This window comes from Porcibacter vitabionis (assembly GCF_046263795.1).
Taxonomy (GTDB): Bacteria; Bacillota; Clostridia; order Lachnospirales; family Lachnospiraceae; genus Lachnocurva.
In genome coordinates, this window is the sequence record NZ_JBJYZD010000010.1 from 77387 (window position 1) to 103976 (window position 26590).

At 43.9% G+C, this 26590-nt stretch carries 24 protein-coding genes and 1 tRNA gene; 4 read left to right on the forward strand and 21 right to left on the reverse strand.

The genetic code is table 11. From position 1 onward, the window contains the following. Positions 1–97: 97 nt before the first annotated feature. A complete protein-coding gene (locus tag ACKX2L_RS08535) occupies positions 98–826 on the forward strand; it encodes a LytTR family transcriptional regulator DNA-binding domain-containing protein (protein WP_497553087.1) in 729 nt (242 codons plus the stop codon). Here ACKX2L_RS08535 and ACKX2L_RS08540 read toward each other — a convergent pair. The 6 genes from ACKX2L_RS08540 to ACKX2L_RS08565 all read right to left on the reverse strand — a co-directional run bounded on the left by ACKX2L_RS08540 (position 810) and on the right by ACKX2L_RS08565 (position 8217). After that, complete coding sequence (locus tag ACKX2L_RS08540; protein WP_497553088.1) at positions 810–1373, reverse strand: hypothetical protein; 564 nt, start codon at positions 1371–1373, stop codon at positions 810–812. The genes ACKX2L_RS08535 and ACKX2L_RS08540 overlap by 17 nt on opposite strands. A 438-nt stretch (positions 1374–1811) precedes the next feature. Next, entirely contained in the window at positions 1812–4292 is a 2481-nt protein-coding gene (locus ACKX2L_RS08545) for a hypothetical protein (RefSeq protein ID WP_497553089.1), read from the reverse strand. A gap of 5 nt (positions 4293–4297) precedes the next feature. Continuing rightward, a complete protein-coding gene (locus tag ACKX2L_RS08550) occupies positions 4298–5155 on the reverse strand; it encodes a family 43 glycosylhydrolase (RefSeq protein ID WP_497551296.1) in 858 nt (285 codons plus the stop codon). A 3-nt stretch (positions 5156–5158) separates the two neighbouring features. Then, positions 5159–5983 (reverse strand): carbohydrate ABC transporter permease, encoded by an 825-nt coding sequence (locus ACKX2L_RS08555; protein ID WP_497551295.1) that lies wholly within the window; start codon positions 5981–5983, stop codon positions 5159–5161. Continuing rightward, positions 5980–6855, reverse strand: a complete 876-nt coding sequence (locus tag ACKX2L_RS08560; protein WP_497551294.1) for a carbohydrate ABC transporter permease — start codon at positions 6853–6855, stop codon at positions 5980–5982. The genes ACKX2L_RS08555 and ACKX2L_RS08560 overlap by 4 nt, the downstream gene beginning before the upstream one ends. A gap of 21 nt (positions 6856–6876) precedes the next feature. Beyond that, a complete protein-coding gene (locus tag ACKX2L_RS08565) occupies positions 6877–8217 on the reverse strand; it encodes an ABC transporter substrate-binding protein (RefSeq protein WP_497551293.1) in 1341 nt (446 codons plus the stop codon). 183 nt (positions 8218–8400) lie between these two features. Between ACKX2L_RS08565 and ACKX2L_RS08570 the strand changes: the two genes are divergently transcribed. Together ACKX2L_RS08570 and ACKX2L_RS08575 are read left to right on the forward strand one after the other, a co-directional pair. Further along, entirely contained in the window at positions 8401–10194 is a 1794-nt protein-coding gene (locus ACKX2L_RS08570; RefSeq protein ID WP_497553090.1) for a cache domain-containing sensor histidine kinase, read from the forward strand. After that, complete coding sequence (locus tag ACKX2L_RS08575; protein WP_497553091.1) at positions 10172–11797, forward strand: response regulator; 1626 nt, start codon at positions 10172–10174, stop codon at positions 11795–11797. Before ACKX2L_RS08570 ends, ACKX2L_RS08575 begins: the two co-directional genes overlap by 23 nt. A gap of 340 nt (positions 11798–12137) precedes the next feature. Here ACKX2L_RS08575 and metA read toward each other — a convergent pair whose 3' ends face one another. From metA to ACKX2L_RS08645, 14 genes are all read right to left on the reverse strand, one after another. Beyond that, complete coding sequence (gene metA, locus ACKX2L_RS08580) at positions 12138–13061, reverse strand: homoserine O-acetyltransferase MetA (RefSeq protein WP_497551290.1); 924 nt, start codon at positions 13059–13061, stop codon at positions 12138–12140. 138 nt (positions 13062–13199) lie between these two features. Continuing rightward, positions 13200–15203, reverse strand: coding sequence for an NAD-dependent DNA ligase LigA (gene ligA / locus ACKX2L_RS08585; RefSeq protein ID WP_497551289.1), 2004 nt, complete (start codon positions 15201–15203; stop codon positions 13200–13202). A 24-nt stretch (positions 15204–15227) separates the two neighbouring features. Continuing rightward, entirely contained in the window at positions 15228–16592 is a 1365-nt protein-coding gene (locus ACKX2L_RS08590; protein ID WP_497551288.1) for a pseudouridine synthase, read from the reverse strand. Positions 16593–16779: 187 nt separating this feature from the next. Further along, positions 16780–17955, reverse strand: coding sequence for an SH3 domain-containing protein (locus tag ACKX2L_RS08595; RefSeq protein ID WP_497551287.1), 1176 nt, complete (start codon positions 17953–17955; stop codon positions 16780–16782). Between the two features lie 60 nt (positions 17956–18015). Beyond that, positions 18016–18089, reverse strand: a tRNA-Arg gene (locus ACKX2L_RS08600). A 93-nt stretch (positions 18090–18182) separates the two neighbouring features. Then, on the reverse strand, positions 18183–18962 hold the full coding sequence (aroD, locus tag ACKX2L_RS08605) for a type I 3-dehydroquinate dehydratase (RefSeq protein WP_497551286.1): 780 nt from the start codon (positions 18960–18962) through the stop codon (positions 18183–18185). 100 nt (positions 18963–19062) lie between these two features. Further along, positions 19063–19380: a Dabb family protein gene (locus tag ACKX2L_RS08610; protein WP_497551285.1), complete on the reverse strand. Its 318-nt coding sequence runs from the start codon at positions 19378–19380 to the stop codon at positions 19063–19065. 69 nt (positions 19381–19449) lie between these two features. Next, positions 19450–19758: an AzlD domain-containing protein gene (locus tag ACKX2L_RS08615; RefSeq protein WP_497551284.1), complete on the reverse strand. Its 309-nt coding sequence runs from the start codon at positions 19756–19758 to the stop codon at positions 19450–19452. Further along, the gene (locus ACKX2L_RS08620; RefSeq protein WP_497551283.1) at positions 19758–20462 is read right to left on the reverse strand and encodes an AzlC family ABC transporter permease; all 705 of its coding nucleotides are present in this window, start codon (positions 20460–20462) and stop codon (positions 19758–19760) included. The genes ACKX2L_RS08615 and ACKX2L_RS08620 overlap by 1 nt, the downstream gene beginning before the upstream one ends. 15 nt (positions 20463–20477) lie before the next feature. Next, the gene (locus ACKX2L_RS08625) at positions 20478–21998 is read right to left on the reverse strand and encodes a Na+/H+ antiporter NhaC family protein (protein WP_497551282.1); all 1521 of its coding nucleotides are present in this window, start codon (positions 21996–21998) and stop codon (positions 20478–20480) included. Positions 21999–22062: 64 nt separating this feature from the next. Beyond that, complete coding sequence (locus tag ACKX2L_RS08630; protein ID WP_497551281.1) at positions 22063–22638, reverse strand: VanZ family protein; 576 nt, start codon at positions 22636–22638, stop codon at positions 22063–22065. Positions 22639–22929: 291 nt separating this feature from the next. After that, complete coding sequence (locus ACKX2L_RS08635) at positions 22930–23106, reverse strand: hypothetical protein (RefSeq protein ID WP_497551280.1); 177 nt, start codon at positions 23104–23106, stop codon at positions 22930–22932. A gap of 154 nt (positions 23107–23260) precedes the next feature. Then, on the reverse strand, positions 23261–24262 hold the full coding sequence (locus tag ACKX2L_RS08640; RefSeq protein ID WP_497551279.1) for an asparaginase: 1002 nt from the start codon (positions 24260–24262) through the stop codon (positions 23261–23263). Then, positions 24259–24471: a hypothetical protein gene (locus ACKX2L_RS08645; RefSeq protein WP_497551278.1), complete on the reverse strand. Its 213-nt coding sequence runs from the start codon at positions 24469–24471 to the stop codon at positions 24259–24261. Before ACKX2L_RS08645 ends, ACKX2L_RS08640 begins: the two co-directional genes overlap by 4 nt. Positions 24472–24615: 144 nt before the next feature. Here ACKX2L_RS08645 and ACKX2L_RS08650 point away from each other — a divergent pair, with 144 nt between their 5' ends. Next, positions 24616–25218: a flavin reductase gene (locus tag ACKX2L_RS08650; protein WP_497551277.1), complete on the forward strand. Its 603-nt coding sequence runs from the start codon at positions 24616–24618 to the stop codon at positions 25216–25218. Positions 25219–25579: 361 nt separating this feature from the next. Here the strand turns inward: ACKX2L_RS08650 and ACKX2L_RS08655 are convergent, their stop codons facing one another. Then, positions 25580–26590 (reverse strand): GGGtGRT protein, encoded by a 1011-nt coding sequence (locus tag ACKX2L_RS08655; protein WP_497551276.1) that lies wholly within the window; start codon positions 26588–26590, stop codon positions 25580–25582.

The following is a 26590-nucleotide window of genomic DNA, read 5'->3' on the forward strand; positions in this document are numbered from 1 at the left end:
ATTTGTACATTAGGAAAAATAACACTCCTCACTTCTGTTTTGTGCATTTCTGTGATAAACTGCATATCGTAGTGATAATCTACAGGGGGGTGTGAAAATGGTATTAAAAATTTTAGTTCTGTCAGAGGATTCCAGCTTTTCTTCTGAGCTTCAGAAAATTCTGGAACAGCATATGTTCTTGTATAATGATGATTTTAATATCAGAACTTGCGTTAGGGTGGCTGATTTCCGTAATATCCTTTCACAGGATGATTCTGAGCTTGCTATTCTTTATTTCCAGCTTGCAAATGCTGAGAAACTGGAATCCCTTGTTTCCGAAATTCATTCGAATCACCCTTCAATTCCTCTAATCTTTTTCACAGAGGATATTGGAATCATGGCAAGACTCCAGCGTTTCCATCCATATGAGTGTTTCCTCTCACCACTCGACCCGGAAAATATCCATCGTTCAATCATTGAATTCACTGCCGTATGTCAAAAGAAACATATATTTTTGAATCTAAAAGACACAGACGGTAATATCCATGTTGTTTGTCCAAGAAAAATCCAATACATTGAAACGGGCAATACTCGAAAGCGGGAGCTTCGATTCTATCTGTCCGCAAGTGACGTCCTCTATGAAAAGGGATCTCTGTCAGCATATGCAGAAGCACTTCGTCCCTATGCTTTTTTACGCATCAATAAAAACCAGCTGATCAATCTGAATCAGCTGGTTTCTGTCAATCATCACTCTGCGGTTCTTTCCTGCGGAGAGACGTTCCTTGTGAGTCGGACTTTTCGGTCTAAATTCGCTTATCCAACTCTTTCAATTACTGGTAAGTTGTAATTGTAAGAAGATAGTACTCCTGCTGGTCAGAGAAGGCTTTCTCCATCTCATTGACATTCGACCATTTGAACGATACGGATATACTCTCATCCATGGGAACCATGTATCGAAAGGTCTGAAGTACAGATGTAGCTCCTTCCAAGGTTTCCTTTGTTTTTACAGGCAATGTAGTTTTTTCATACGAGACCAGATCCAGGTCTTTCGGATCGATATCCCAAAAGCAGATCAGACTTTGCTTTGGCAGAGTCACTTCCATGGTTTCAGAATCCTGATCATCGCTCTGACTATTTTTCTTACGATCCAGCTTCAGGCGAATCTCATACCTTGAAATATTTCCTTCATCGGAATGCTCTATCTTCTCCAGAGGATACTCTTTGCCATTGATCAGGGCAACATTTTTCTTCGGCCAACCGTCTTTATCTGTTGGGAAGGCTGTCTTCTTTTGTTTGGAATCACTTCCGCAGCCGGCCATCATAAAGAGCAATGTGGTTAACAAAATGAGACAAGTTCCTTTTTTTAAACACTTGGCATTTAAGACTTTACCCATATAGCCATCCTCCTTTCAAACTGACCGGTTTGACACTCATCTTTATTATTCGACAAGTGTTACTTATATTCTTAAAATATGCAGCTCACAGTATCTCTGTCAAGTTGTATTAGTATTTTCGTTATATTTCACAATTTTCTGTCAGCTTTTTTTTGCAGAGTGACCTATTTTATTTGGGGGATATTCGATAGATATCAATATACCCTGGGACCTACCTGGATCTTATGCCAATCTGTCATTGCGATCCTGTTAGCGGTCATACCAAAAGTCATGGATTGCATTTTATCATAATAGAAACTGTGCTTCATTTCTACGATGGTTTCTAATTCCCATTCTTAGCAAGCTATCGTAATAAAGAAGGGACGAACTAAAATGATCTCGTTCGTCCCTTGCCTTAAAGAATATCAAGTTTTATCCGGTCAAGCCACCAATTACGGTTCATTGATAAATGAGAGTCGGATTCCAATAAGTCTCATCCGCAAAATTATTCCCGTTTTGGTTCAATTCAAAATAGACCACATCACCCTTCTTTACTGAACAATTTAAGTCGTAAGCAACTCCGTTCGTATCATTTCCATCAATTGTTTGCCATCCGGAAGCAGGCCAGATCTGATCTGCATTCTTCAATATTTTAACTCTTACACCATCATATCCAGAATTTGCTTTCCTAGGTTGTCCCATTAATCTTATTTTCCCATCATGCGGAGCTGTCCATGCAATAACTGTATCATCTGTATCCGGATGCATCTGCGCAGGTGCCCATATCAAACTGTATGTATGATTTCCATGCCATCGATTATCTGACGAATTCCAAGTCATTGGACTATAGCCAGCGTCATTCTTTATCAAGTACGACCAATTATTTTTTTGTTGTGTATTACTAAAACCATTAGCAAACGTATAAGATTCCGTCACGTTATAGCTAATATGAGGGTCCCACTTAGATCCATCATTATATGTATTTTGATTCTTGTCTACAACAAAATATAGAAAATCACCCTTACTAACCTCTGTTACTAAGTCATATGAAACACCTTTTAAATCATCGCCGGAAATATTGGTCCAACCAGATGCAGGCCATATCTGTTCCTGATTCTTATAAATCTTTACGCGAATGCCATCATTTCCTGAATCAATTTTCCTTGGATTACCTGTTAATTGAACCTTTCCGTTCTTCGCTGCCTGCCATCCAATGATCGTTGGCTTCACATCAGGATGAATATGACCTGGCGCCCATAACAAATTGTAGGTATTCAATCCATGCCACCGTTCATCTTGTCCATTCCATTTCATCAGTTGCTTGCTGTCAACGTCTCCCGAATAGTAAAACCAATTATCCGTACCTTGCTCACCATTAAACGACCTTTCAAAACAGAAGTCATTCTGATCTCCAGAGGTTGTGAGCGATGCCTGGATAGCTCCAATATCCATATGTTTTGACTTAAGTGTATTTCCTGAGAAGTCCTTACCTCCATTTTGGCCGATGTAAATGCCCTTATTGCATGCTATCGATGAAGAGTTCACTCCATAGTTAGCTGCATAAGATATTCCATCTTGCGGTGCTACCGGATTTAGAAGACCTGGATCTGATGTTATTGCATTTTCATCAGTATCACTCGCCGAGCAAGGGTAGTAAATATTATTGTCATAGTCCGATTTAGCCCAGTTCGGTGTTTGCGGAAAATAGAAAATATTATTCCAGAACCGGTGTTTTGTTCCATTATTGCCAAAGCAAGCATTTAATGTTCCAGAAGATTTATAAAAAGTATTATTGTAAATTTCCGTTTCCATATCTCCTGCTCTGACAAGATAGTTCTCATCATCTGCACTGATATTGAATCTCAGGATTGTCTTTACATAATTAGGATCTCGGTTAATGCCACCACAATCTAGCCAAAAACCACCTCCATTTCCATGAGTATAGTTGTATTGAAAGATTGTCGTTCCGCTCGTCCCCCAATCAGTATCAAAAGCCGTTCCATCGCTATCAAATAATCTGGTTCTAGCAACTTCATTATATTGAAATAAAGCATTTTTGGTCCCACAAGTCCACATACCAGCTATAATCTTAGTATCATTTCGATTTCCAAGTGCACCTGCGTCATAGCATTTATTGTACTGAATCAAAGGGGATACACAATTTGCAACGATCATCCCATCCGATCCTGTCCGTTCAATGGTATTTCCTTCGATCAATACATTCGTGTGATATGGATCTATTATAAAATCTTCTCTTTGGTTAATCCGGATTCCACTTGTTGTTACATCATGTACATAGTTATTTTTTATCAATACTCCATCATAGTGAGTAGAATTACTGCTTCTACCTGGCATACTGATATATATTCCGGAATTCCAATACATACTTTGGTATGTAGGCATGGATCTTCTGTTTTCTCCAATAACGTTACAAACCTCACAATCTTTGATAGTTATGTTATGTGTAATACCAGATCCTTTACCATTGACATAAATACCCTGTCGAACTGCTCGCTCAGATGCATTATTTTCAGCACAGATATTCGAAATTGTCCAATACTCTTGTCCATCCAGTTTAACCGCGGCCTCCGCACCTGCACCATCAATCACTGGTTTTTTCCCAGAGCCATAGCTACTAATAACAATATTCTCACCTAATGATCCTGACCCACCTGGTTTTAACATACCCTTCCAGGTATCACCGCATTTGAATAAGATTTTATTACCAGGTTGAAACTCCGTCGAATTTACTTTTGCCAAGGTTCTCCAAGGGGTTACCTCAGATAAGCCAGAATTACTATCATTACCATGATCTGCATCTACATAATAAACAGTGTTTCCCTTATCAATTTCAGTTTTTGCATGAACAGTCATACCGTTGAAAATCTGCATTGTAAACAAAATACCCATGCAGATTAGGCTTATCACTTTTTGTTTCATACAGATTAACCTCCTAATTTCAATTGATTTTTCTCTTCTCTAACCTGAAATAGCTGGACTCGCTCCTTTCCTGGCGTATTTGGTACATGGATAGCCAGCATCAAGTCATCTTGAAAACGAAATAACATGCCATGACCGCCATTCTTATCATAAAGTGGTTTCTGCTGTTGAATCCAGGGCCCGTGAACACCGTGATCTGAGTATGCAACTCCCATGCTATATCCGCTTGAGGAAAAGCTAGACCATATCATTGCAAGCCTGCCTGTAGAAAGTCTCCAAATGAAAGGTCCGTCTGTTACAAAACCTTGTTTTCCTTGTTCTTCATGAAAAACAGTCCATGGAGCATCTGATGCTCTGAATAAGATCTCTGGTTGACCAATTCTATAAAATGTGGCTTGATCCAATTCTAAAAGACAAATTTCCCCATCTATGCACTGTGTCCACTCATGTGAATATATGAGAAACAGTCTGTTGTCTTCAATCCATATGGTTCCATCTAAACAATCTTGTCCAGATGGTGTGACAGCTTCATTTCCGATCGCCAGAAAGGGGCCTTCCGGACGGGGAGCCATTAAAAGCTGTACACCCCGTCCTTTTGTACCCTTAAACGAAGCTGTCATTAAATACCCATGATCAAACTCTCGCACTTCCGGAGCCCAGAAATTTTCTTTTCCCCAGAAATCTAAGTTGGGGCGAAAAACAGATTTTCTTGTAAAAGTTTGCATCTGATCATTGCTAACATAGCAATCAAATCCTGTTCCAGGTCCATCCCAAGGATTATGATCGGTTGTTCCATACAGATACCACTTGGATCCATCTTTCAAAAAGAACGGATCTCTGATTTGAATGTCTTCTAACTTCATTTATCAGCCCTTTACAGCTCCACCAGTCATTCCGGCAATAATCTGCTTTTGCAATGCAAGATATAAAATGGCCACAGGCAAGGATGCAAAAACGACATTAGCAAATACTAGCTGCCAATCTGAACCATGATTTCCAAAGAAATTATAAACAGTCAATGGAAGAGTATAGGTGTCTGCGCTATTTAAGAAATAAATTGACACACTGAAATCATTCCAAACAGCCATGAAATTGATGATTATAGCTGTTATTGTCATTGGTTTCAGTAGAGGAAAGATGATCCTAAAAAATGTCTGTAAGCTTCCGGCACCATCTATCCAAGCTGCTTCATCGATTTCTCGTGGTATGCTCTTCATATATCCCGTGTACAAAAATACTGTAAACGGGATATTGACAACAATTAATACCAAAATTGCCGCTACCATATGTGGAAGATGCATCGCTTGACAGATAAAGTAGGTAGGAATGATCTGAATTGGAAGAACCAAACCAATGATCATTAGAGTATTCAGTGATCCGGCTAATCGAGTACTTTTCCGTTCAAACACATAGGCCATGGTGGAACCAAGTAAAACAAGAGCAGATACACTAATTACTGTAACTATTGTTGAGACCAACAGGCCTCGAAGTACACCTCCTTCCTCAATCATTTGTGCATAATTTCCCAGAATATGAAGTTTTGATGGCAAAGATATGTCCATCTCCGCCGCTTCCGTCCGGCTTTTAAATGAATTAATAACAACCATATAAACCGGAATCAAAACAAACAACGAACAAAGCCAAAGAATAACACTCAATACGACATTAGATTTTTTCCTCGAACTGGTCATACTTCCACCTCCTGGTTGGCAATTAATTTGTAAGTCGGCAGCACAATGACCGCAATAATGACTGCGAGTAAAACACTCGCTGCACAGCCTTCCGCAAACCTACCAGAGCCAAATGACTTGTATATTAAAGTACCAAATACTTCTGTCGCTGACCCCGGCCCACCTTGCGTGGTTGCCTGTACAATATCAAAAACCTTGAGTCCACCAATAATGCTAAGAATTAAAGCATTATTTATGGAAGGAAGTAAAAGTGGAAATGTAATTTTCCAGAACTTTTGCCATTCTGTCGCTCCTTCGAGCTCAGCAGATTCATAATAGTCTGTACTGATATTCTGCATACCAGTAAGAAGAATCACCATTGTGAATCCGGACCATTTCCAAATTTCAATCAGACAAATAGAAAAAATGGCAATCTTTGGATTGGTCAGCCAAGCCTGCCTTAATGCTCCAAGCCCAATCAGCGACAGAAAACGATTTAACAAACCTTTCTCAGGATGCATAATCGAAGAAAATATCAGTCCTACGGCTACGGTATTGATTACAGCTGGAAGGAAAAAGATAGTCCTTAGGGCATTTGTCAAAAACAGTCTCTTATTAAGCGCAACTGCAAGTAACATGCCAAAAAGCATTTTAAACACGGTTGTAATAATTGCAAAGATGAATGAATTTATAAGTGCTTTTCTGGTGTTTCCATCGGACAATATACCGATATAGTTTCCAAGGCCCGTAAAACTTGCACCCGCAAAATTAAAGCCATACATTTTAAATAAAGATATGAACAGTCCAATTACTGATGGTGCAATAAAGAATACAGTAAATAAAATCAGTCCAGGCAGAGCCATTGAATAGGGGTATTTATCTTTTTGCTTCATATTCTTACTTCCAATTCTTAATTATTTCCAGTTCTTATCGCCCATTGCATTTGCGCTCTTCGCAGTTTCCTTGTCAAGCGCATCCGTAACGTCGGAGGCCTTCTTCAAAGTACCCGTGTAATAATCGAGTACATTCTCACCCAAATTACCATAGGAATACTTATTGATTTCCTCCCAGTCTGTCATCGATTTCCCGGAATCCATGATCTTTTTCAAATCAGCAGTTGCTGCGGGCATATCTGATTTAACCTTTTGATTCAAATAAACTCCTGGCTGTGCATCCGCATAGATCTGCTGTGCCTCTGAAGATGCCAAATAATTCATCACTTTCTTACCAAGTTTCTGATCCTTACAATTTTTTGTCAGACAAAGAGAGTATGGCGTAAACATATTGATATAATTATCGCCGTCATCTTGAGGTATTGCGAAGGCTCCGATATCGGATGACTGATCCGGGAATTTCTGCTGGATATTATCGGCACACCATGTTCCGTTAATATACATTCCACATTCACCTTTTGCCAATGCCTCATGTGCCATGTCAACCGTATCAGACAGATACGAGCTATTTACATATCCCTTGTCTATCAGATCCTTTGATTTCTGTATTGCATCAACAAAAGCAGTACAGTCACTATACTTTAACTCGTGCGTATCAATCTTTTTCATTAAATCAAAGGTAGTCTCATTGTTTTTTGCCGCATCAATAACCGGCCCAGTAATTGTAGGCGGCTGCACACTCCAAACATCTTTTGCGGAATAATACACTGGCGTAATCCCCGCTGCTTTTAATTTGTCACAAACTGAAAGAAAATCATCCCAAGTCTGAGGAATCTCAGCTCCAGCTTTTTCAAATGCTTTCTTGTTATAGAAAACACCAGAAAGAACAACGGAGTCCATCGGGATACCATAAAGTTTTCCTTTATAAGAATATGTACCGTCAAGTGCTTTCTGATCATATTCAGACATACTATCCAGGCCGGTCAAATCAACCAATTTGTTCAATCCATCCTCTCCGGCATTCGTTTCAACCCATTGAGGCTTATATACCTGAATGATGTCAGGTAAATCATTGCTTGCAAACTTCGTCTTTATAACCTGATCTCCCTGGTTCCCGCCTTGAATTTTTGAAATCTTCAATTTAAAGCCAAGTTTATCAGAATTGTCGTTAATATGTTTCTCCAGGGCTTTCCATCCACTCTTATACCAGTCCGTATACATCAAAACAGAAAATGTTTTTACTTTTCCATTTGATGAACCAGATCCATTTCCCCCTTCTGCTTTACTTCCGCAAGCACCGAGCGACACCACCATCATTGTCGATAAACCTACGGCACAAGCCTTTTTTAAAAACTTCCTCATATCCATTCTCCTTTCCCTCATAAGATATGGTTTTTTAACTGATACAATAGTACTATTTTTCGTTTTCCGAACTGATTGGAATATTTTACGATTTATTGTATTTTTTCATTATTTCACAGAGAGTATTCTCTTATTTTCTGTGGTATTTTATAATTAATGCAGCACAAAGAAAGGGGGAGAAATTTGAACAATATTCATTCCATTCGAACAAAACTGACTGCAGCAACATCCATCATATTCCTGGCATTTATCATAACTACGTCTGCAATCTGGCACCAAAATTTGGAAGCCCAGGCAGAGCGAACGGCGACTCAAAATATACAATCAACAATAAATATTGCAGAAGCATCTATGGATAAAAAATTGAAAGACATCGTAAACATTATGTCTCTTCTCACCTCTCATGCTGACAGCTCCTTAAATGCGAATATACTAAGTACAATGAGCCATTCAGATACGATGACGCCGGCACAAATAGTGGAATACAGACGTTCTGCAAATGACTATCTCATCAGTCTTTGTAGCTTCCAAAATTATCTGAACGGCCTTAGAATCAGCAGTTTTAATGGTGAGAGTTTTTCATATGGAAATGTAACTGGTGATGAATTAATCAAGGATAAAGGATATCTGGAGCTACTTCCAACAGGCCAAACAGATACCGCCTTTATAGAGCCTCACTATTGGACGAAATGGTATGCGAACTCGAACGATTATGTATTTTCAATCATGAAACCTGTATTCACAGAGCAACATACATTGAGTGGGTATGTGATATCTGATATCGATAGCCAAATCTTTGACGATTATTTTGGCAATCTGAAAACAGACAGTTCCTTGTTTATTCTCGACTCCAAGGGACAACATGTCATCTATCAAAATCAAAATAGAAACCTTCCAGCGATTTCAAAAAAAGAACTACTTTCAATGTCAAGACAACATCTAACTCGATCATATGGTAATTTTATCTCATCGTTTGATGGTTCAAAGTATCTCATTGCATACACAAGATCTCCCTTAACGAGATGGGTAGCAGTCAGCATTATGCCAGAAGCAATGATCATGAGGGATTTTTCATCGGTATCCAGTAAACTTCTGATTCTGACTTTGATCCTTTTAATGATCTTCCTTGCCATTATCTGGCTCAATACAACCGCAATGACACGCAATATCGTTAAGCTTACAACCGCTGTTAAAAATGTAGGAAATGAACAACTGAATCTTCAAACGGATATTCATTCAAATGATGAGGTGGGTGAACTTTCCAGACAGTTTCAATTTATGATGTGCAGAATCAACTCATTACTTCAAAATGTAAAAGTCAAAGAATTGGAAAAAAGGAAGGCCGAGATTTCTGCCCTTCAATTTCAAATGAACCCGCATTTCTTATATAATAGTTTGAATACCATTCGCTTTCTGGCTTCTCTACAAGGTATTGAAAACATCGAACATGTTGCAGAGATCCTTTCCTCAATGATGCATCTAAATATGGATGGCAGGTCAGAAATATCCATCAAAGAAGATGCTGATTTTGTCCGAATGTATCTTGATATGCAAACCTATCGTCAGATAAATTTGTTTACTTATGACATCCGAATCGATCCAGAAGCAGAAGGCTGTTTCATACCAAAACTTCTGGTACAGCCACTTGTCGAAAACGCAATCAAACATGGACTTTGTAATCGCGAAACAGATGGTCATATAGACATTGCCTATACAATTGAAAACAGTGATCTGATTGTTCGTGTCAAAGATAATGGCATAGGAATCCCACTAAAACAAATTGAACGGATCCTCAACCATAATATGCATACAAGTGCAGGCCATATTGGACTGGCAAATATACGAGAACGTATCTTACTGAATTATGGAGAAAACTACTCGCTCCATGTAGAAAGCGAACCCGGAAAATATACATTGATCACTCTACATCTTCCAGTTATCAGGGGTAAATCACATGCTGACAATTTTTCTAGTTGATGATGAAGTGCTTGTCCGCACTAATATTAAATTAATGCTTGCAAAATACCTAGATCTATTTTCGGTCTGTGGTGAGGCTGACTGTGGTGAAGAAGCCTTAAAAAAACTACCGAAAGATAATCCTGACATCATTCTGTCCGACATGGTAATGCCTGGAATGGATGGAGTCGAATTCTGCAAAGAGGCAAAAAAAATGTTGCCCGGCACACATTTTATTGCTCTGAGTAATTACGATGACTACCATCTCGTTCATGATACTTTAATCAATGGAGGCGATGATTATATTCTAAAACATTCCCTTTCACCAGAACTGCTAAAACAGACATTAAGTAGATATAAGCCTGCTACACACAATACAAGATCCTCTTATAGATCCGATGAACTTATCACATTTCAAGAAAAATTTGTCCTGGATCTGATAACACGGCTCTTGAACAATGAACACGATATTTCTTACCAAATCAATGCTTTTGGTATCCGTCTCAGTTTGCACAATGTTTGTATGGTAATGGTACGCATCGATAATTACCTTTCCGTTATACGTGACCCTGGTCTAGAACGCAGGCGAATCGTTCACTTTTCTATTTGTAACATTGCAAATGAAATTCTTTCACATTATGAAAGTGGTCTACTTACTCATCTTGAGGACAGTTATTTTGGTTTGTTATTATCCTTTTCAGATGTAAATAGCAAACAAGAGATTCGTCAGCATATTGATGCAATCATTCATCAATTGTCATCCAATCTTCATACATATTTGAATATCACAGCAAGTTTCCTTATTGGTAAGATCTGTCCTAAAATCACAGACATCCCAGACCAGTATAACAGCCTATACCATATCATGAAAAATTCCTGTTTTTCCGAAGCCGGCACAATCCTTTATGCCGATGAAACAGAGCTCACCTTACCAAAAAATGTTTCAGATAATAATGTACAACTTGCGATAGAAACTCTGCGACAAGAGGTCACAAATTCATTTGCCGATGAAGCGCAATGCACCAGAGCAGTCGGAGTATTATTTCATGTTATCCGAAAAAGTTGTCACACTTATCGATCTGCCTCTAGCATATTGCTGGACTTATTGAATGTTTGCAATGAAATCTGCAAGCAATACCAGCTTTCCCTTTCAGATCTGCTAGAACAAGATATTACACCCACCGAACAACTAGCTGCCTTTTCTTCACTTGATGAAGCACAGCTTTGGTTTACTCATTTATTTATCAAAGTGAATCATGTAATGTATTCTCCTTCGAATGAAATTTCTTCATATACAAAGAAATGCCTGGTCTACATTCATGCACACTATTCTGAGCCGATCACTCTAAGCAGTACCGCAGATTTCTGTGGTATCAGTAGCAGTTACCTCAGCCAAATATTTAAAAAAGACATGGGGCAAGGTTTCAGTACTTACCTGAATGAATACAGAATTCAGATTGCCGCCAAAGCAGTCCGTGAGGGGCAAAAGGATTTACGGGAAATTGCCATTGGATGCGGCTTTCAAGACTACGCCTATTTCTTTCGTGTATTTAAAAAAATAACGTCTCTCACTCCAACGGAATACCGCGAAACACCCCCGTCACACGTTCGACCAAATACTTGATTTTCATGCTGATATTTTATCTTAATAGGAAATACTCTTGATCGGTACGAAAGTTGCGATCCCCTATTTTGAAGCAATTATCGTAATAGAAACACTTTTTCATACTTCCGATAGTTCCCTTTCCAATTCCCGGGGAATTCTAGGCGATTTATCGTAATACAAGACAAAATCAAAAATCCGATAGTCGATCAAGTCTTTGACTATCGGATTTTTACCAATGCATTTGTATTACGATAATTTGTCCCATATTTCAATCGAAACTATCGGATTTTGGAAATTTTATCTGTATTACGATAATTCGTCCCGGATTTAAGCCGAAACGATCGGATTTTTCCTCCCCTCAGTTTTCCGGTCTTCCCAGGAAAATGTAGGGCGTGGCCTGATAGACATAATAGTTCAGCCAGTTGGTATAAAGCGTATTTGCATGGCCTCTCCACTGCATGACGGGTCTCTGGGCCGGGTCGTCATTCGGATAATAATTGACCGGGAGGGAGATCTCGATTCCCTTGTCCAGATCTCTCTTATATTCCTTATCCAGGGTCATGCGGTCATATTCGGGATGTCCCATGACAAAGATCTGACTGCCATCGGCATTCATAACAAGGAAAGTTCCTGCTTCCACGGATTCCGCCAGGGTGATGAGATTCGGATTGGCCGAGATCTCCGATGCCGGGCTTTCCGTATAACGGGAATGCGGTGCCATGAAATAATCATCAAAGCCGCGCACCAAGGGGACTCTCCGATGGAAGACCTTATGCGCATAGACACCGAACAATTTTTTGGGAAGCTCTCTCTTACTGATGCCATAGTGATAATAGAGACCGGCCTGGGCTCCCCAGCAGAGATGAAGAGTTGATGTCACATGGCTTTTCGACCATTTCATGATATAGGTCATCTCCGGCCAGTAATCCACTTCTTCAAACTCCATCTTTTCAATCGGCGCACCTGTGATAATGAGACCGTCAAAGTACTGGTCCTCGACATCATAAATGGTCTGATAGAACTGGTTCAGATGGCTCTTTGTCGTATTCTTTGAAATATGGCTCTTAATAGCCAGGAAAGTCACATTGACCTGGAGGGGGGTATTGGACAGCATTCGTAAGAGATGAAGTTCCGTATCTTCCTTTAAAGGCATGAGATTTAAGATCGCAATATTCAGAGGACGGATATCCTGATGGGTAGACCGTTCCTCATCCATAACGAAAATATTCTCCTGTTCCAGGATTGCCTTTGCCGGCAGATCCCCTCTGGTACAAATAGGCATTACTGTCACCTCAATCTAACTATTGCAAAATACTCAGGCAATTTTACTGCAGCATCCTTTGATAAGCGTCATTCCTTTAGTAGTCCGAAATTGCAAACTACTCAGGCATTTCTACTACAGCATTTCTACTGCAGCCTTTTACTGCAGCATCCTCCTAAGATCCTCTTCCGACAGCACCGGGATCCCCAGGCTATTCGCCTTATCCAGTTTGGACCCTGCCGCTTCACCGGCCAGGAGATAATCCGTTTTCTTGGAAACCGACCCTGTCACCTTACCACCGTGGGCCTGGATCAGATCCGCCGCTTCCGTCCGTTTCAAAGTCGGAAGAGTTCCCGTGATCACGAATGTCTTGCCGGAAAGTTCATTGCCGGAAGGTACTTCTTTTTTCCGGTCTAAATTCAGACCATAATCCTGAAAACGCCTGATCAATTCCCGGTTACTCTCTTCATCGAAATAGGTCCGGATGCAGTCGGCTGTGACTTCTCCGATGTCCGGAACCTGCCGGATTTCCTCTGTCGAAGCATCCATGAGACGAGTAATGCTGCCGAAGGAGTCCAAAATCGTCCGGGCAGCAGTCTTTCCGACATTGGGGATGCCGAGGCCTGAAAGAAGCTGATAGCCGTCACGCTGCTTGGATCCCTCGATCTCAGCAAGGAGCTTGTCGGTATTCTTTTCCTTGCCGACAAGGCCGGATCGGATCATGGCATCCCTGTGATCCTTCAAGGTATAGATGTCAGCCAGATTCTTCAGATAGCCGGCATCACAAAGTTTCTGCACGGCCATCTCACCGAAACCGTGTATATCCATGGCATCGCGGCCGGTAAAGTAAATGATATGGCGGACCAGCTGGGCCGGACAGGAAGGATTGATGCAGACGATATTGGCCGTTCCCGGCTCACGGATGGTTTTCGCTCCGCAGACCGGACAGTGATCCGGGATCCTGAAAGTCTCGACACCCTCAGGCCTCTTTTCATGCAAAACGGTACGGATCTTCGGAATGATCTCGCCGGATTTATAGACCGTGACATGGTCGCCGATCCCGATGCCCATGCTATTGATGAAATCCTGATTGTGTAAGGTTGCCCGGCTGACCGTCGTCCCGCAGAGTGGAATAGGATCGAAAACCGCTGTCGGATTGATCCGGCCGGTCCGGCCCACGGTAAGCTCGATGTCCCGGATCACGGTCTCCTTCTCTTCCGGCGGATACTTATAGGCAATGGCCCAGGAAGAAACCTTGTCCGTGTGGCCGAAGATCCGGCGGTCGGCATAAGAATTCAGCTTGATGACCGCGCCGTCGATGTCATAAGGCAGGCTGCCCCGGCTGTCCCCGATCTTCTGAATGGCTTCCCAGCACTCCTCTGCAGTATGACAGATCCGATAATCCGGAATGACGCGAACGCCCTGTCCCCTGATATATTCATAGAAATCGGTATGTCGTTCAAATTTCCTGCCTCTAATGTCCTGGAGGTTGAAGATGAACATGGACAGACCCCTCTTCTTCACGATCGAGGCATCCAGCTGGCGTAGCGTTCCTGCCGCACAGTTTCTCGGATTGGCAAAAGTCTTCTGTCCCTGCTCCTCCTGCTCGGCGTTGACCCGGGCGAAAGCTTCTCTGGTCATATAGACTTCTCCACGGATCTCCAGATATTCCGGCGCATCTGAAAGGGACTTTTTCACATCCCCAATCACCAGCGCATTTGCTGTGACATCCTCTCCGAAATTCAGACCGTCTCCGCGGGTTTCCGCCAGAGCCAGCTTTCCATTTTCATAGCGAAGAGTCATGGAAAGGCCGTCGATCTTCTGCTCGACGACAAATTCCGGATGGTCCAGTTTTTCCTGCATGGATCTGACCCAGCTTTTTACTTCGTCAAAACTGAAAATATCATCCAGAGAAAGCATGGGCACATTGTGCCGGACCTTAACGCCGGCCTCTCTCTTGGTCGTTCCACCCACATGCTGAGTCGGCGAATCCGGTGAAGCAAATTCCGGATGGGAAGCCTCCAGATCCAGGAGGCGTTTCATCATCATGTCATATTCATAATCCGATATCTCCGGGGCATCCTGATTGTAATAACGGTCATTATGATATTCTATGGTCTTTCTCAGATCTTCAATTTCTTTTCTGATATTCTGCTCTGACATAGCGTGTCTCCCCGACATCGTCTATTATTCGTGTTTACTATAGCTGTCCCCATGGTGACTGCGGGAAGAATAGCTTCCGGACTGATAATTGCGACGGTCACTTCCGTTATGGTCACCAAAGGAAGGTCTCTGACCTTGTTCATTACGGTCTCCATTGGATCGGCGGCCGTAACTTCTCTCTCCATAGGATCTATTCCCATAGGAACGATCTCCGGAAGATCTGTCGCCATAGCTCCTATGTTCACTACTTCCGTTTCGATCTCTGTAAGACTTTCTCTCACCGTAGGATCTGCCCTCCGAACGATCCCCGTAAGGCTTTCTCTCTCCATAGGATCTGCCTTCCGAGCGATCCCCGTAAGGCTTTCTCTCCCCGTAAGATCTGCCTTCCGAACGATCCCCGTAAGACTTTCTCTCCCCGTAGGATCTGCCTTCCGAACGATCCCCGTAAGGCTTTCTATCCCCGTAGGATCTGCCTTCCGAACGATCCCCGTAAGGCTTTCTCTCCCCGTAGGATCTGCCTTCCGAACGATCCCCGTAAGACTTTCTCTCCCCGTAGGATCTGCCTTCCGAACGATCCCCATAAGGCTTTTTGCCAAAGGATCTGTTTCCAAAGGATTTCTTAGAGAAAGACTTCCTGGGTCTCGGACCGGATATGGGATCGCTATAGGAATTCTTCAAACTCTCGATCAGGTCCTTCTTCTCTTCCTCCGTAAGTTCCCGATAGGCACCTTCCTCCAGATCCGCAATTTTCAAATTCATGATCCGGATGCGGCAGAGATCCTTGACCTTCATGCCCAGAGTCTCACACATACGGCGGATCTGCCGGTTCAGGCCCTGTGTCAGAACGATATGGAAGGTATCATAGCTGGTTTTCCAGCACTTGCAGGGGCGCGTCTTGACCCGAAGCTCGGTGAGATAGACACCGCGCTGCATACGATTTAAGAAATCTTCGGTCACTTCACCGTCGATTTTCACCACATATTCTTTCTCATGGTAATTTCCGGCACGGTTTAACTTGTTCACGAGATCCCCCTGGTTGGTGAGAAGGATGAGGCCACGGGAATCCTTGTCCAGGCGGCCGACCGGATAGATCCGAACCGGATAATTCAGATAATCGACAATGTTATTCTTTTCCTTCTTCTCGGCTGTGCAGACGATTCCGCGCGGCTTATTCAGGAGAAGAAGAACCTCCGGTTCCTTATGTAAGACAACTTCCTCGCGGAAGATGACCGTCTCTCCCTCCTGCACCCGGTCACCGAGCACCGCCTTCCGGCCGTCGATCATGACCTCGCCGGCCTCGATGGCCTGATCAGCCTCTCTCCTGGAACAAATGCCAGCCTCGCTCAAATACTTATTCAGCCGGGTACCGCTTCTCTTTTCTTCTTCCATTTTTTTCTCCTTTGTCATCTCCTGCTTTCTCAAGCAGGCCCTGCAGCAACATTTGAAATCATCATAAATCTTTTGTTTCCAAAACGAAACACTTCCAGCGAAAACATTTTCGAATATTCATGCATCCTTAGGAAAAAAAGCTGTGAACGTACGGGAACTCCCGATATTCACAGCTTTTTAACATGGTTCAGTGAAGCAATTCTGTTTTCACATAACCGCTGGCACCCGAATAGGTCGTAACCTGCGTCCAGCCATTATCATAGCTCTTCCCAATGGTCATAGGCTCAGAAACATAGCCCAATCCGGCAATGGAGGCCTGATCGTTCATATCCGAACGAACGCGAACGGTCTGCGTCAAAGTAATGGTGGACCCCTCTGTCAGGCCATCCACTGTGATCACATTCGGCCCGGTCTGTGCAGGAGCTGCAGGCTGAGCTGCCTGCTCTGTGGTCTGACCCTGATCGGTCTGGCCCTGCGTCTGTTGGTCGGTCTGACCTTGATCCGTCTTCTGGTCCGTCTTATTCTGATCCGATTTCTCCCCATCCGTTTGCTTCTTATCCGAATCCTGATCGGACTTACCGTCTTCCGACTTCTTATCATCCGACTTGGCATCTGCTGACTGGGTTCCGGCATTCTTCGCATAGTCCGTTGCCCAAGTGGTTGTCGCATCCGGAAGCGTTGTGTTTAAAAGAGTGTTCAGTTTTTCGTCCTTTAAGAGGGCTTCGTTGAATTTCTGCTGGACTTTAGACTGAAGCCTTGAAACATCGTCCTGCTGTTCGAAGGCCGCAATCAAAGCTGTAACATCCGAATCCATCTCCTCTTCCTGATTATTGGTATTAAAGGTGGAATACTGGTTTGCAATATAAAGCGCCCCGTTGTCATCCGTTGTGACATAGAAGAATTCCATGCCGGGTGCCGGCGTCTTCACGTCCTTAAATTTGATCGACATCGTTGCAGAAACAAGATAGGACTTATCATCCAGTCCACGCTTACTGTATATATTGATATCCTGATAGGACTCGACATACTGACTGAAGAACTTGATGTAACTCTTTTCTTTGTCAGAGATTGGCTTTGCGAGTTTGGAGAGGGAATCGACATCTCCCTCTGCATAGCACTTGAAATAATTATTGATCAGTTTCGTTAAAGCTTTCTCCTGGCTGGAAGAATCCTTCTTATTCTCCACCTGCTTGTATTCCTGATAAGCTCCGGCCATGGGGTTTTCCTCCTGGGCCGTCGTGTCCGTACATCTGACCAAAATGAAGACCATAGCAAGGAGTACCAGTGCTGCCAAATAATAACGACCCTTCTTGGGATCGATCACCTTCGAAATCAAATTCTCTGCTTTTTCTTTAAAACTCATTGAAATCCCTCCAAGGACTTTTGTTTACAAAAAAAGGCATTCCTAAGAATGCCAGAAGAATGTAGGCGGCGGGATTCGAACCCGCGGTCTTCGGAGTCGGAGTCCGACGCTCTATCCAGCTAAGCCACGTCTACATATAAGAACCGCATCAAATGGAATGTGAGTGGATCCGGTTCTTTCAAATCACTCACTTGACTATAATAACAAAGTGAATTTTGAAAGTCAACTCACAGTTTTCCATGCAAAGAATCATGCACCTGATCCAGAACTTTTTGCATACTCTTATAATTCACATGTCCGGACAGATCACTTCTTCCGGCGCTGCCAAAAGTAACCGCCGATCCGAAAATCTCTCCTGTGACTCGGGTCAGGATACCTTCTTCTCCCATGGAATAGGTGATGACAGGGATATCCGGATGACTTCTTTTAAACTGATTGGTGACACGCAGAAGTTCCAGGAGATCATCCGGTGTCTCAGGAGTCACTGCCAGTTCTACCATATCTGCTTTGGCCCTGCCCATTTTCTCAAGGAGATCGAACATCTCAGCTGCCTTCGATGTCTGCATATAATCATGATCTGAAGCGACCACCTTAGCTCCGCTCTCATGGATCCGACGGATCACCTGTCCGGGATCCGGCAGTTCATTGAATTCAATATCAATGAAATCGCAGACGCCGGAAATCGACGCAATGTCATAGATCTTCTGCAGATAAGAAAGCGATGGTTCTGTGCGCCCACCCTGAGGAATGGTACGGACCGTAAATAAAAGGATGGTATCCTGAACCAGAGGCTTTAACCGGCGAAAGAAGTAGGTCAGACGATCTTCATCATAGAGGCCGTCATAGAAATCGCCCCGGATCTCCACCATGGAGATCCCCTCTCCGACTAACTGCTTCACCTGGCGCAGGATCTCTTCTTCTCTCTGTTCGGCGATCGTTACGCAAAGAATCGGCCTCTCGCCACCAAAAGTCTTTCCTTTGACCACAAGTTTCTTCTCGTTCTCCATAGGCGCCTCGTTTTCTAACAATGAACCGCTCATGCATCAAACCGTGCTGTCTCGCCACGTCACATGCAAGAAAGGTTCAAAACATCCCTTCGGAATTTGTTTATGCCTTGTAAGAGGGAATTTCAAAATCCATGCAGACACGGTTCTTGGTATAGGGACGGACCTTCCCATTGGCAACTTCCAGGTGACTGGGATGTGTGGCATAAGTCTTCAGTGCATTTTCATCCACCAGAGTACAATTCAGGCAGACATCTGCATTGGACGAAGGCAGGGGTTCAGTCTCAACATGCACTTCGAGAAGCCCCGGTACTTTCCCGACCAGGCCTTCCAGACCATCCTTTATGCCCCTCCGGATCTCCTTCTTCTCTTCTTCGGAATACTCATCCTTCAACTGCCACAAAATAATATGCTTTACCATAAGAAACCTCTCTTTCTATCACTTACGAAACGAACCGGTCTATATTTCCCAACTGGTTTGACAAAAAATTTAAAACAATTTCATGATCCACTCTGTCAAGAAGACTGCCCCACAGCAGGACAGGGCTACGGCAAAGAGATCCCCCCAGATCCAGGCAACGAAAAGCCCTGCAAGAAGAGCTGCCAGGCCGGAAATCATATTTCCGGTCGCTGTCAGAATGGCCGGAAAAGTCATCACAGACAGAGTAACATAAGGTACATAAAACAGGAAGGACCGGATAAAACGGTTCTTGATCGGCTTTCGAATAAAAAGGAAAGGCGAAAGCCGGATGGCATAGATCGTCAATGCGATCACCGTGATCATAAGATAAATACGCATTATACTTCCACCTCCCGAGGCTTGATCCAGGCAGCCAGTGCCGAAAGCAGAAGCGTCAGGATAATGATTCGAAAACCGGATCCGATTTTCGAAATATAGGGCAATACCGAACAAAGGAAACTCAATGCCATTGAGAGTGCCACCAGAAGTCCGATGAAGTGGTCGGTTTTGGCAGGCGGAATCACAATCGCAAGGAACATTCCATACATGGCAACACCCAGAGCATTGCCGGCCCAGGCCGGTAAGATATTTCCGACAATGACACCCAAAACCGTTCCGGCCGTCCAACCGGCTACGGAGGGCAAAGCAATTCCGTAGGTATAGGCAGGTTTCAGATCTCCCTCTACCGTTGCGGACAGGCCGAAGATCTCATCTGTGATAAAGAGCGGCAGGAGAAAGCGGTGCAAGGGGCGGACCTCTTCGGAAAGTTTCTGGGTCAGGCTGACACTCATCAAGAAGTAACGCATATTTACAACAATGGTCGTAAGAATCGCTTCCAGAATTCCGGCAGCCGAGCCGATCAGGCTGATAGCCGCAAATTCACCGGCCGAAGCCAGCATGCTTAGGGACATATATCCTGCCTGAATGGCATCCATTCCCACATTCTTCGCGGCTATTCCGAGTGCGAAAGAAACAGCGAAATAGCCGGCTGCAATCGGGATCCCGTTTTTCATACCTTTGCGAAACCACTTCAATGAAGTCATGTCCTACCTCTCCTATCAGGAGTTTTCTTCCTCTGCCAGGCTCCGCTTACGGATCACAAGCAAAACGATCGTAAGCAGGATCAATGAAGATGAAAGAGTAATGAGCCAGTTCTCGGTAAAGCCTCCGATGATATATCCAACGATACAAACCAAAACAACAACCAGGGCGTACTGCATCTGGGTCTGGACATGATTGATGTGATTACTCTGGGCGCCGGAACTCGACATGATCGTCGTATCCGAGATCGGAGAAACATGATCTCCGCAGACTGCGCCTGCCAGAACAGCTGCAACCGAAAGAATCATCATCTTTTCATCGCTCTTCGAGAACATATTGACAACGATCGGAACCAGAATGGCGAAGGTTCCCCAGGAGGTGCCGGATGAGAAGGCAATGAAAATCGCAATCAGGAAAATGATGACCGGAATAAAGCGAGCCCAGCCGGAAGAGAGATTGATGGAATCCCGGACAAAGTCACCCAGTCCCAGTTTATCTGTCGTTCCCTTCAGAGTCCAGGCCAAAGTCAGGATCAGAATGGCCGGCATCATCAGTTTTCCGCCTTCCGGTACCGAATTCATGAAATCCTTAAAGCCGATCACTCTACGCGGCAGATAATAGATCAGAAGAAAAGCTACTGTAATAAGCCCGGCAAAAACCAGGGATTCGGAAGAAGAGCAATTGGCGAAATCCTCGATCAGATTCTTTCCGCCGTTCAGATGACCGGTCCAGATCATGGCACCGATGGCAGTTCCAATCATTACGACCATTGGAAGAACCAGATCCGAAACCTTACCCTTGGCATACTTTCCACCCTCGGTCGGATCCGTTACCTTCTGATTCCGGAAAGCTTCGCCGCCGGAAGTAAAGAGATCGCCATGGGCTGCATTTCTCTCGTGCACCTTCATAAGGCCGAAATCAAAACCTGCGATCGAAGTAAAGAAGACCATATAGATCGTCAGGATTGCATAGAGGTTAAAGGGAATGGTCGAAACGAACATCTGGAAACCGGACATGGAACTGCCCTTGGGTACATAGGAATTGACCGCCGCTGCCCAGGAAGAAATCGGGGCAATAATGCAGACCGGCGCTGCTGTCGCATCGATGATATAGGCAAGTTTCGCCCGGCTGACTTGATATTTGTCTGTGACCGGCCGCATGACGGAGCCGACAGTCAGGCAGTTGAAGTAGTCATCCACGAAGATCAAAACGCCAAGAAGCGATGTTGCAACCAGTGCTGCACGCTTGGATTTCAGATGTTTCACTGCCCATTCACCGTAAGCCCGGGTCCCGCCCGACTCCTGCATCAGCATGACGATCATGCCGAGAAGGATCATAAACATGAGAATCGAGAAATCCACGCTGTCGATCATGATATGAAACAGCGTATCGAAAGCTGCCCAGGGATGGAAATTCGCTGCCAGGAGGGCTCCCAGGGCACATCCTGCGAAGAGGGAAATATAGACCTCCTTCGTCAGCAGGGCTAATACAATTGCAACAATGGGCGGCATCAGTGACCACCAGGTTCCGGTAAACATAATTTTTTTCCTCCTCTTCCCATACTTCCTCTGGAGCCCCGGGTTTTATGATCGGGCTCGTATTTCAACTATTTCGGTTCATAAGGCGACGCTTTATATTTTCTCCGATCAGGTGACAGACTCCTCCCAATAAGGTTCCCAGCGTATTATTAATGATGTCATCCGTTTCAAAAACGCCGATGCAGAAAATCAGCTGGATCGTCTCGATGGAAAAAGACAAGAGACAGCCGATCAAAACAATCTGACAGAGCCTTTTCTTCTTGAAATTGGCGCGGAGCATAAAGCCAAAGGGCACATAAAGGAGAACGTTCAAAATTCCTTCGACCAGGTAATAGCTACTTCCATGCCCGGCCAGGCGATAACTGTAAAAAGGCGTAAATACATATTTCCTGCAGGTCACCGGCCGGAAAAGAACCGTTTCATACAGGATCAGGAAAATGATAATGCCAAGGATTATGGCTTTGATCTGTATCCTGTGTCTTTCCGTAAATCTTAGAATTTTGCTCTGCGGCCTGGCCTTATTTTGACTTAATCGATTCTCTTCCTTGCGGGCGGCGGTCAGATCTAAAATGGAAGATCCTATGACAAAAAACACCATAGCCACAATCAGATAGACCGAAATTCGTACGACTGTATCCATAACTTATATATCCAAAGGGATTTCCCTGATATCCAAAAAATTCTTAAGTGCCGACAAGGGAAAATCCTTTGTCGGATGATTGTATCAACTGTATGATTCCCGATTTTTTCATTATACCTTATTCCAGGCATTTTGTTACGGTCGATTTCATAGAAGTGCGAAAAACTTTCAATGCTTTAACGGGAAAAAGTTTCCCATGAATCTGCAAGGTCCAAAGCTTCATCTTTAAAAAAATAAAAAAATAACGGGCAGGAATTCCTGCCCGTTATGATGATAGTCGGATCTTAGATCTTAGCGATCCATCTTCCGTCTGCTGTATGCGTAGTACCTCGGCTCATAAACCATGGTTGCGTACTCGATATAGGATTCTTTTACTGCATTCCAGATCTTTCTTAAGAAAGATTCTTTCTTTACAGGACGTACATTCTTCTTTGTATTGATTACCGGATTCATCGTGATTGTTGTCATAATCATCATCCTCTTTTCTTTTTGATTTTTTCTACTTTTCTTCTTCTCTTTACGAAACCATTGTAGCTTCATTCAGTTTCCAATGCTCTCCAAATCATGAAGAATAGTAGTCAAATCTTGCAGTTATTCTTTTGAAAAAGAGGTCTGATTCTCTTTAGTTATAGACCGTATCGTAGTTGATCTCTTTATAGAATCCGTCGTAGATCTCGATATAATTGCCTTTGCAGACTTCCATCAAATACATCATCTTTGTAATGGTCGCCTCCAAAGTCATATCATATGCTTCCAGTAAATTGAAGTCATTCTTGATCTTCTGGCCAACTTCATAGACTTCCATATCGCTGCCCTCATTGACGACCTGAGTAGCCATAATGACGATCTTCCCTTTGGAGATCCATTTTTCCATCTCCTGATAGAAGGCATCGACCAGATTCTTCGGGATACCGCCCACGCCAAAGCTCTCGATGACCAGGCAGTCGTAATGCAGGAAGAGGTATTCCAGGATGTCCGGCTTGATTCCGGGAATCAGTTTCAGGACAACGACACTGTCACAAACCTTCTCTGTGAATTGAACCGGCTCCTGAAATTTCTTACAGGGAATATAGCGTATGATCCTTCCGTCCCGGATCACTGCCAGTGCCGGGAAATTCACACTGGAAAAGGCATTGAAGCTGTGCGCTCTGGTCTTCTTGGCTCTGGTTCCGGCAATGACTTTGCCGCCGAAGACCACAGAGACTCCGGTCGATCCGTCATCCGCGGCATAAATAATGGAATCGGACAGATTGGTCCTGGCATCCGTGCTGTCGAGATTGATCGGTTTCTGGGCACCGGTAAGGACGATCGGTTTGTTTGAATTCCGAATCATATAAGAAAGTGCTGCGGATGTATAGGCCAGCGTATCGGTACCATGACAGATCACAAAACCATCGTAAGCCAAATAATGCTCTTTCACTGCACAGACGATCTTTCCCCAGACTTCCGGCGTCATGTTGGTGGAATCAATATTACAAAGCTGGAGACAGTCAAGCCTATAGCGGTTCTTCAAGTCCGGTATATATTTCAAAAGCTCTTCCCCGTCCAGTTCCGGGCGAAGGCCGACTTCGCTCTGTACGCAGGCGATGGTGCCGCCGGTTGCAATGATCAGGATCTTTTTCATCTGACCAGACCTGGCCGGTATTCTGCGTTGAGTTCCCGGATCTCCTTCTTTCCATCGATGTAGGGCTGATAATAGGCATCCACCAGGCCGCCGCCCATATTGTCACAGCCGTTACAGAACCCGCATTCCTGACCGCAAACATTTAGTGCCTGGTTTACAATTTGTATTCTTTCTTCACGTGTTGTGTCTTTGATTAGAATTGAGCGCATCTTTCCTCTCCATTCTTTTATCCGTTCATTTGTTTACATGAGTTTCACATCAAAGGAAACTACAAACATCATAGCACAATCTCCCTTCTTTCGGTTATAATGGATATATCATTTTGATCCAGCATCCAAAGGAGGTGTATGTCTATGGATAATAAAGTGCTCCACAATCTTACTTATGGTCTCTTCATCCTGACTGCGCGTGACGGGGACAAGGACAATGGATGTGTAATTAACACCGTAACGCAGGTTGCAAGTAATCCCGACCGGATTGCAATCTCCGTAAACAAGGCCAATTACACCCATGACATGATACTGAAAACCAAGGCTTTCAATGTCTCCATTCTGACAGAGAAGGCCAGCTTTGCTACCTTTCAAAATTTTGGTTTCCAGTCGGGAAGAGATGTGGACAAGATGGCACCCGTTTCTTTCGCCCGGTCGGAAAACGGCATTGCCTATCTCACAGACCAAACCAACGCCTATCTGTCCTGCAAAGTGATCCAAAGCATCGACGTTGGAAGCCATACGCTTTTCATTGCGGATCTCGTCGACGGAGCTATCCTCGGTTCGGATCCTTCGGTCAGCTATTCCTACTACTTTGCCCATATCAAACCGAAGCCACAGCCGGCTCCTGCGAAAAAGGGCTGGATCTGTACCATCTGCGGATACATCTATGAGGGTGAAGTTCTGCCGCCTGACTTCATCTGCCCGGTATGCAAGCATCCGGCAAGCGACTTTCGACCGCTCTAAGTAGTGATGACCTGAAATTCGGCTAATCCCAGCTTCATTTATCGTAATACAAAGCGAATTGAAAAAAAACGATAGTGATGACCTGAAATTCGGCTGATTCCAGCTTCATTTATCGTAATACAAAGCGAGTTGGAAAATCCGATAGTGAGGGTCGTGTTTCACTATCGGATTTTTTAAAAGTGACTTCTCTTACGATAATCGCCCTCTAGACAAGCCTTACCACTATCGTAAAATGAAAAAATGACTTCCATCACGATATTTGACGATGACAAACTAGAAAAGCAGAAAATAAGGGCATGTGAAAACAATATTTTCACATGCCCTCTATTATTTACTTCTGAATTTTCCAGTCTCGGTTAAATCAGAACTTTCCTGCCTTTGCTGCTTCTTCAACAGAAACGGCTACAGCTACGGTTGCACCAACCATAGGGTTGTTGCCCATACCGATCAGACCCATCATCTCTACGTGAGCCGGAACGGAGGAAGAACCTGCGAACTGTGCATCGGAATGCATACGTCCCATAGTATCAGTCATACCATAGGAAGCAGGACCTGCTGCCATGTTATCCGGATGAAGAGTACGTCCGGTACCACCGCCGGATGCTACGGAGAAGTAAGGCTTACCAGCTTCGATTCTCTCCTTCTTGTAAGTACCTGCTACCGGATGCTGGAAACGTGTCGGGTTGGTAGAGTTACCGGTGATGGATACGCCGACATTCTCATGCCACATGATAGCAACACCTTCCTGTACATCGTCAGCGCCATAGCACTTAACCTTAGCACGAGGACCGTTAGAGAATGGAGTCTCAGAAACGATATTCAGCTTAGCAGCCTTGTAATCATACTGAGTCTCGACGTAGGTGAATCCGTTGATACGGGAGATGATCTGAGCTGCGTCCTTACCAAGACCATTCAGGATAACACGAAGAGGGTTCTTACGAACCTTGTTTGCATTATTAGCAATACCGATCGCACCTTCTGCTGCTGCGAAGGACTCATGACCTGCCAGGAAGCAGAAGCACTCGGTCTCTTCTTCCAGAAGCATCTTACCAAGATTACCATGGCCAAGACCAACCTTACGATGGTCTGCTACAGAACCCGGAATACAGAAGGACTGAAGACCTTCACCGATTGCTGCTGCAGCATCAGCTGCACGACGGCAGCCCTTCTTGATAGCGATTGCTGCGCCTACGGTGTAAGCCCACTTGGCATTCTCAAAGCAGATACCCTGAATGCCTTCAACCATGTGATATACATCAAGGCCGGCATCCTTAGTGATCTTCTCTGCTTCTTCGATATCCTTGATACCGTATTTATTCAGAGCGGCATTGATCTGATCGATACGTGCCTCATAGTTTTCAAATAAAGCCAT

Excerpts from the sequence above, each read along its gene's own strand:
- ACKX2L_RS08615 (WP_497551284.1), bottom strand. The coding sequence starts at position 19,758 with ATGCGTATTTATCTTATGATCACGGTGATCGCATTGACGATCTATGCC.
- ACKX2L_RS08610 (WP_497551285.1), bottom strand. The coding sequence starts at position 19,380 with ATGGTAAAGCATATTATTTTGTGGCAGTTGAAGGATGAGTATTCCGAA.
- ACKX2L_RS08645 (WP_497551278.1), bottom strand. The coding sequence starts at position 24,471 with ATGCGCTCAATTCTAATCAAAGACACAACACGTGAAGAAAGAATACAA.
- aroD (WP_497551286.1), bottom strand. The coding sequence starts at position 18,962 with ATGGAGAACGAGAAGAAACTTGTGGTCAAAGGAAAGACTTTTGGTGGC.
- ACKX2L_RS08565 (WP_497551293.1), bottom strand. The coding sequence starts at position 8,217 with ATGAGGAAGTTTTTAAAAAAGGCTTGTGCCGTAGGTTTATCGACAATG.
- ACKX2L_RS08550 (WP_497551296.1), bottom strand. The coding sequence starts at position 5,155 with ATGAAGTTAGAAGACATTCAAATCAGAGATCCGTTCTTTTTGAAAGAT.
- metA (WP_497551290.1), bottom strand. The coding sequence starts at position 13,061 with ATGCCTATTTGTACCAGAGGGGATCTGCCGGCAAAGGCAATCCTGGAA.
- ligA (WP_497551289.1), bottom strand. The coding sequence starts at position 15,203 with ATGTCAGAGCAGAATATCAGAAAAGAAATTGAAGATCTGAGAAAGACC.
- ACKX2L_RS08560 (WP_497551294.1), bottom strand. The coding sequence starts at position 6,855 with ATGAAGCAAAAAGATAAATACCCCTATTCAATGGCTCTGCCTGGACTG.
- ACKX2L_RS08595 (WP_497551287.1), bottom strand. The coding sequence starts at position 17,955 with ATGAGTTTTAAAGAAAAAGCAGAGAATTTGATTTCGAAGGTGATCGAT.
- ACKX2L_RS08540 (WP_497553088.1), bottom strand. The coding sequence starts at position 1,373 with ATGGGTAAAGTCTTAAATGCCAAGTGTTTAAAAAAAGGAACTTGTCTC.
- ACKX2L_RS08635 (WP_497551280.1), bottom strand. The coding sequence starts at position 23,106 with ATGACAACAATCACGATGAATCCGGTAATCAATACAAAGAAGAATGTA.
- ACKX2L_RS08555 (WP_497551295.1), bottom strand. The coding sequence starts at position 5,983 with ATGACCAGTTCGAGGAAAAAATCTAATGTCGTATTGAGTGTTATTCTT.
- ACKX2L_RS08650 (WP_497551277.1), top strand. The coding sequence starts at position 24,616 with ATGGATAATAAAGTGCTCCACAATCTTACTTATGGTCTCTTCATCCTG.
- ACKX2L_RS08630 (WP_497551281.1), bottom strand. The coding sequence starts at position 22,638 with ATGGATACAGTCGTACGAATTTCGGTCTATCTGATTGTGGCTATGGTG.
- ACKX2L_RS08625 (WP_497551282.1), bottom strand. The coding sequence starts at position 21,998 with ATGTTTACCGGAACCTGGTGGTCACTGATGCCGCCCATTGTTGCAATT.
- ACKX2L_RS08545 (WP_497553089.1), bottom strand. The coding sequence starts at position 4,292 with ATGAAACAAAAAGTGATAAGCCTAATCTGCATGGGTATTTTGTTTACA.
- ACKX2L_RS08620 (WP_497551283.1), bottom strand. The coding sequence starts at position 20,462 with ATGACTTCATTGAAGTGGTTTCGCAAAGGTATGAAAAACGGGATCCCG.
- ACKX2L_RS08575 (WP_497553091.1), top strand. The coding sequence starts at position 10,172 with ATGCTGACAATTTTTCTAGTTGATGATGAAGTGCTTGTCCGCACTAAT.
- ACKX2L_RS08640 (WP_497551279.1), bottom strand. The coding sequence starts at position 24,262 with ATGAAAAAGATCCTGATCATTGCAACCGGCGGCACCATCGCCTGCGTA.
- ACKX2L_RS08535 (WP_497553087.1), top strand. The coding sequence starts at position 98 with ATGGTATTAAAAATTTTAGTTCTGTCAGAGGATTCCAGCTTTTCTTCT.
- ACKX2L_RS08655 (WP_497551276.1), bottom strand. The coding sequence starts at position 26,590 with ATGGCTTTATTTGAAAACTATGAGGCACGTATCGATCAGATCAATGCC.
- ACKX2L_RS08590 (WP_497551288.1), bottom strand. The coding sequence starts at position 16,592 with ATGGAAGAAGAAAAGAGAAGCGGTACCCGGCTGAATAAGTATTTGAGC.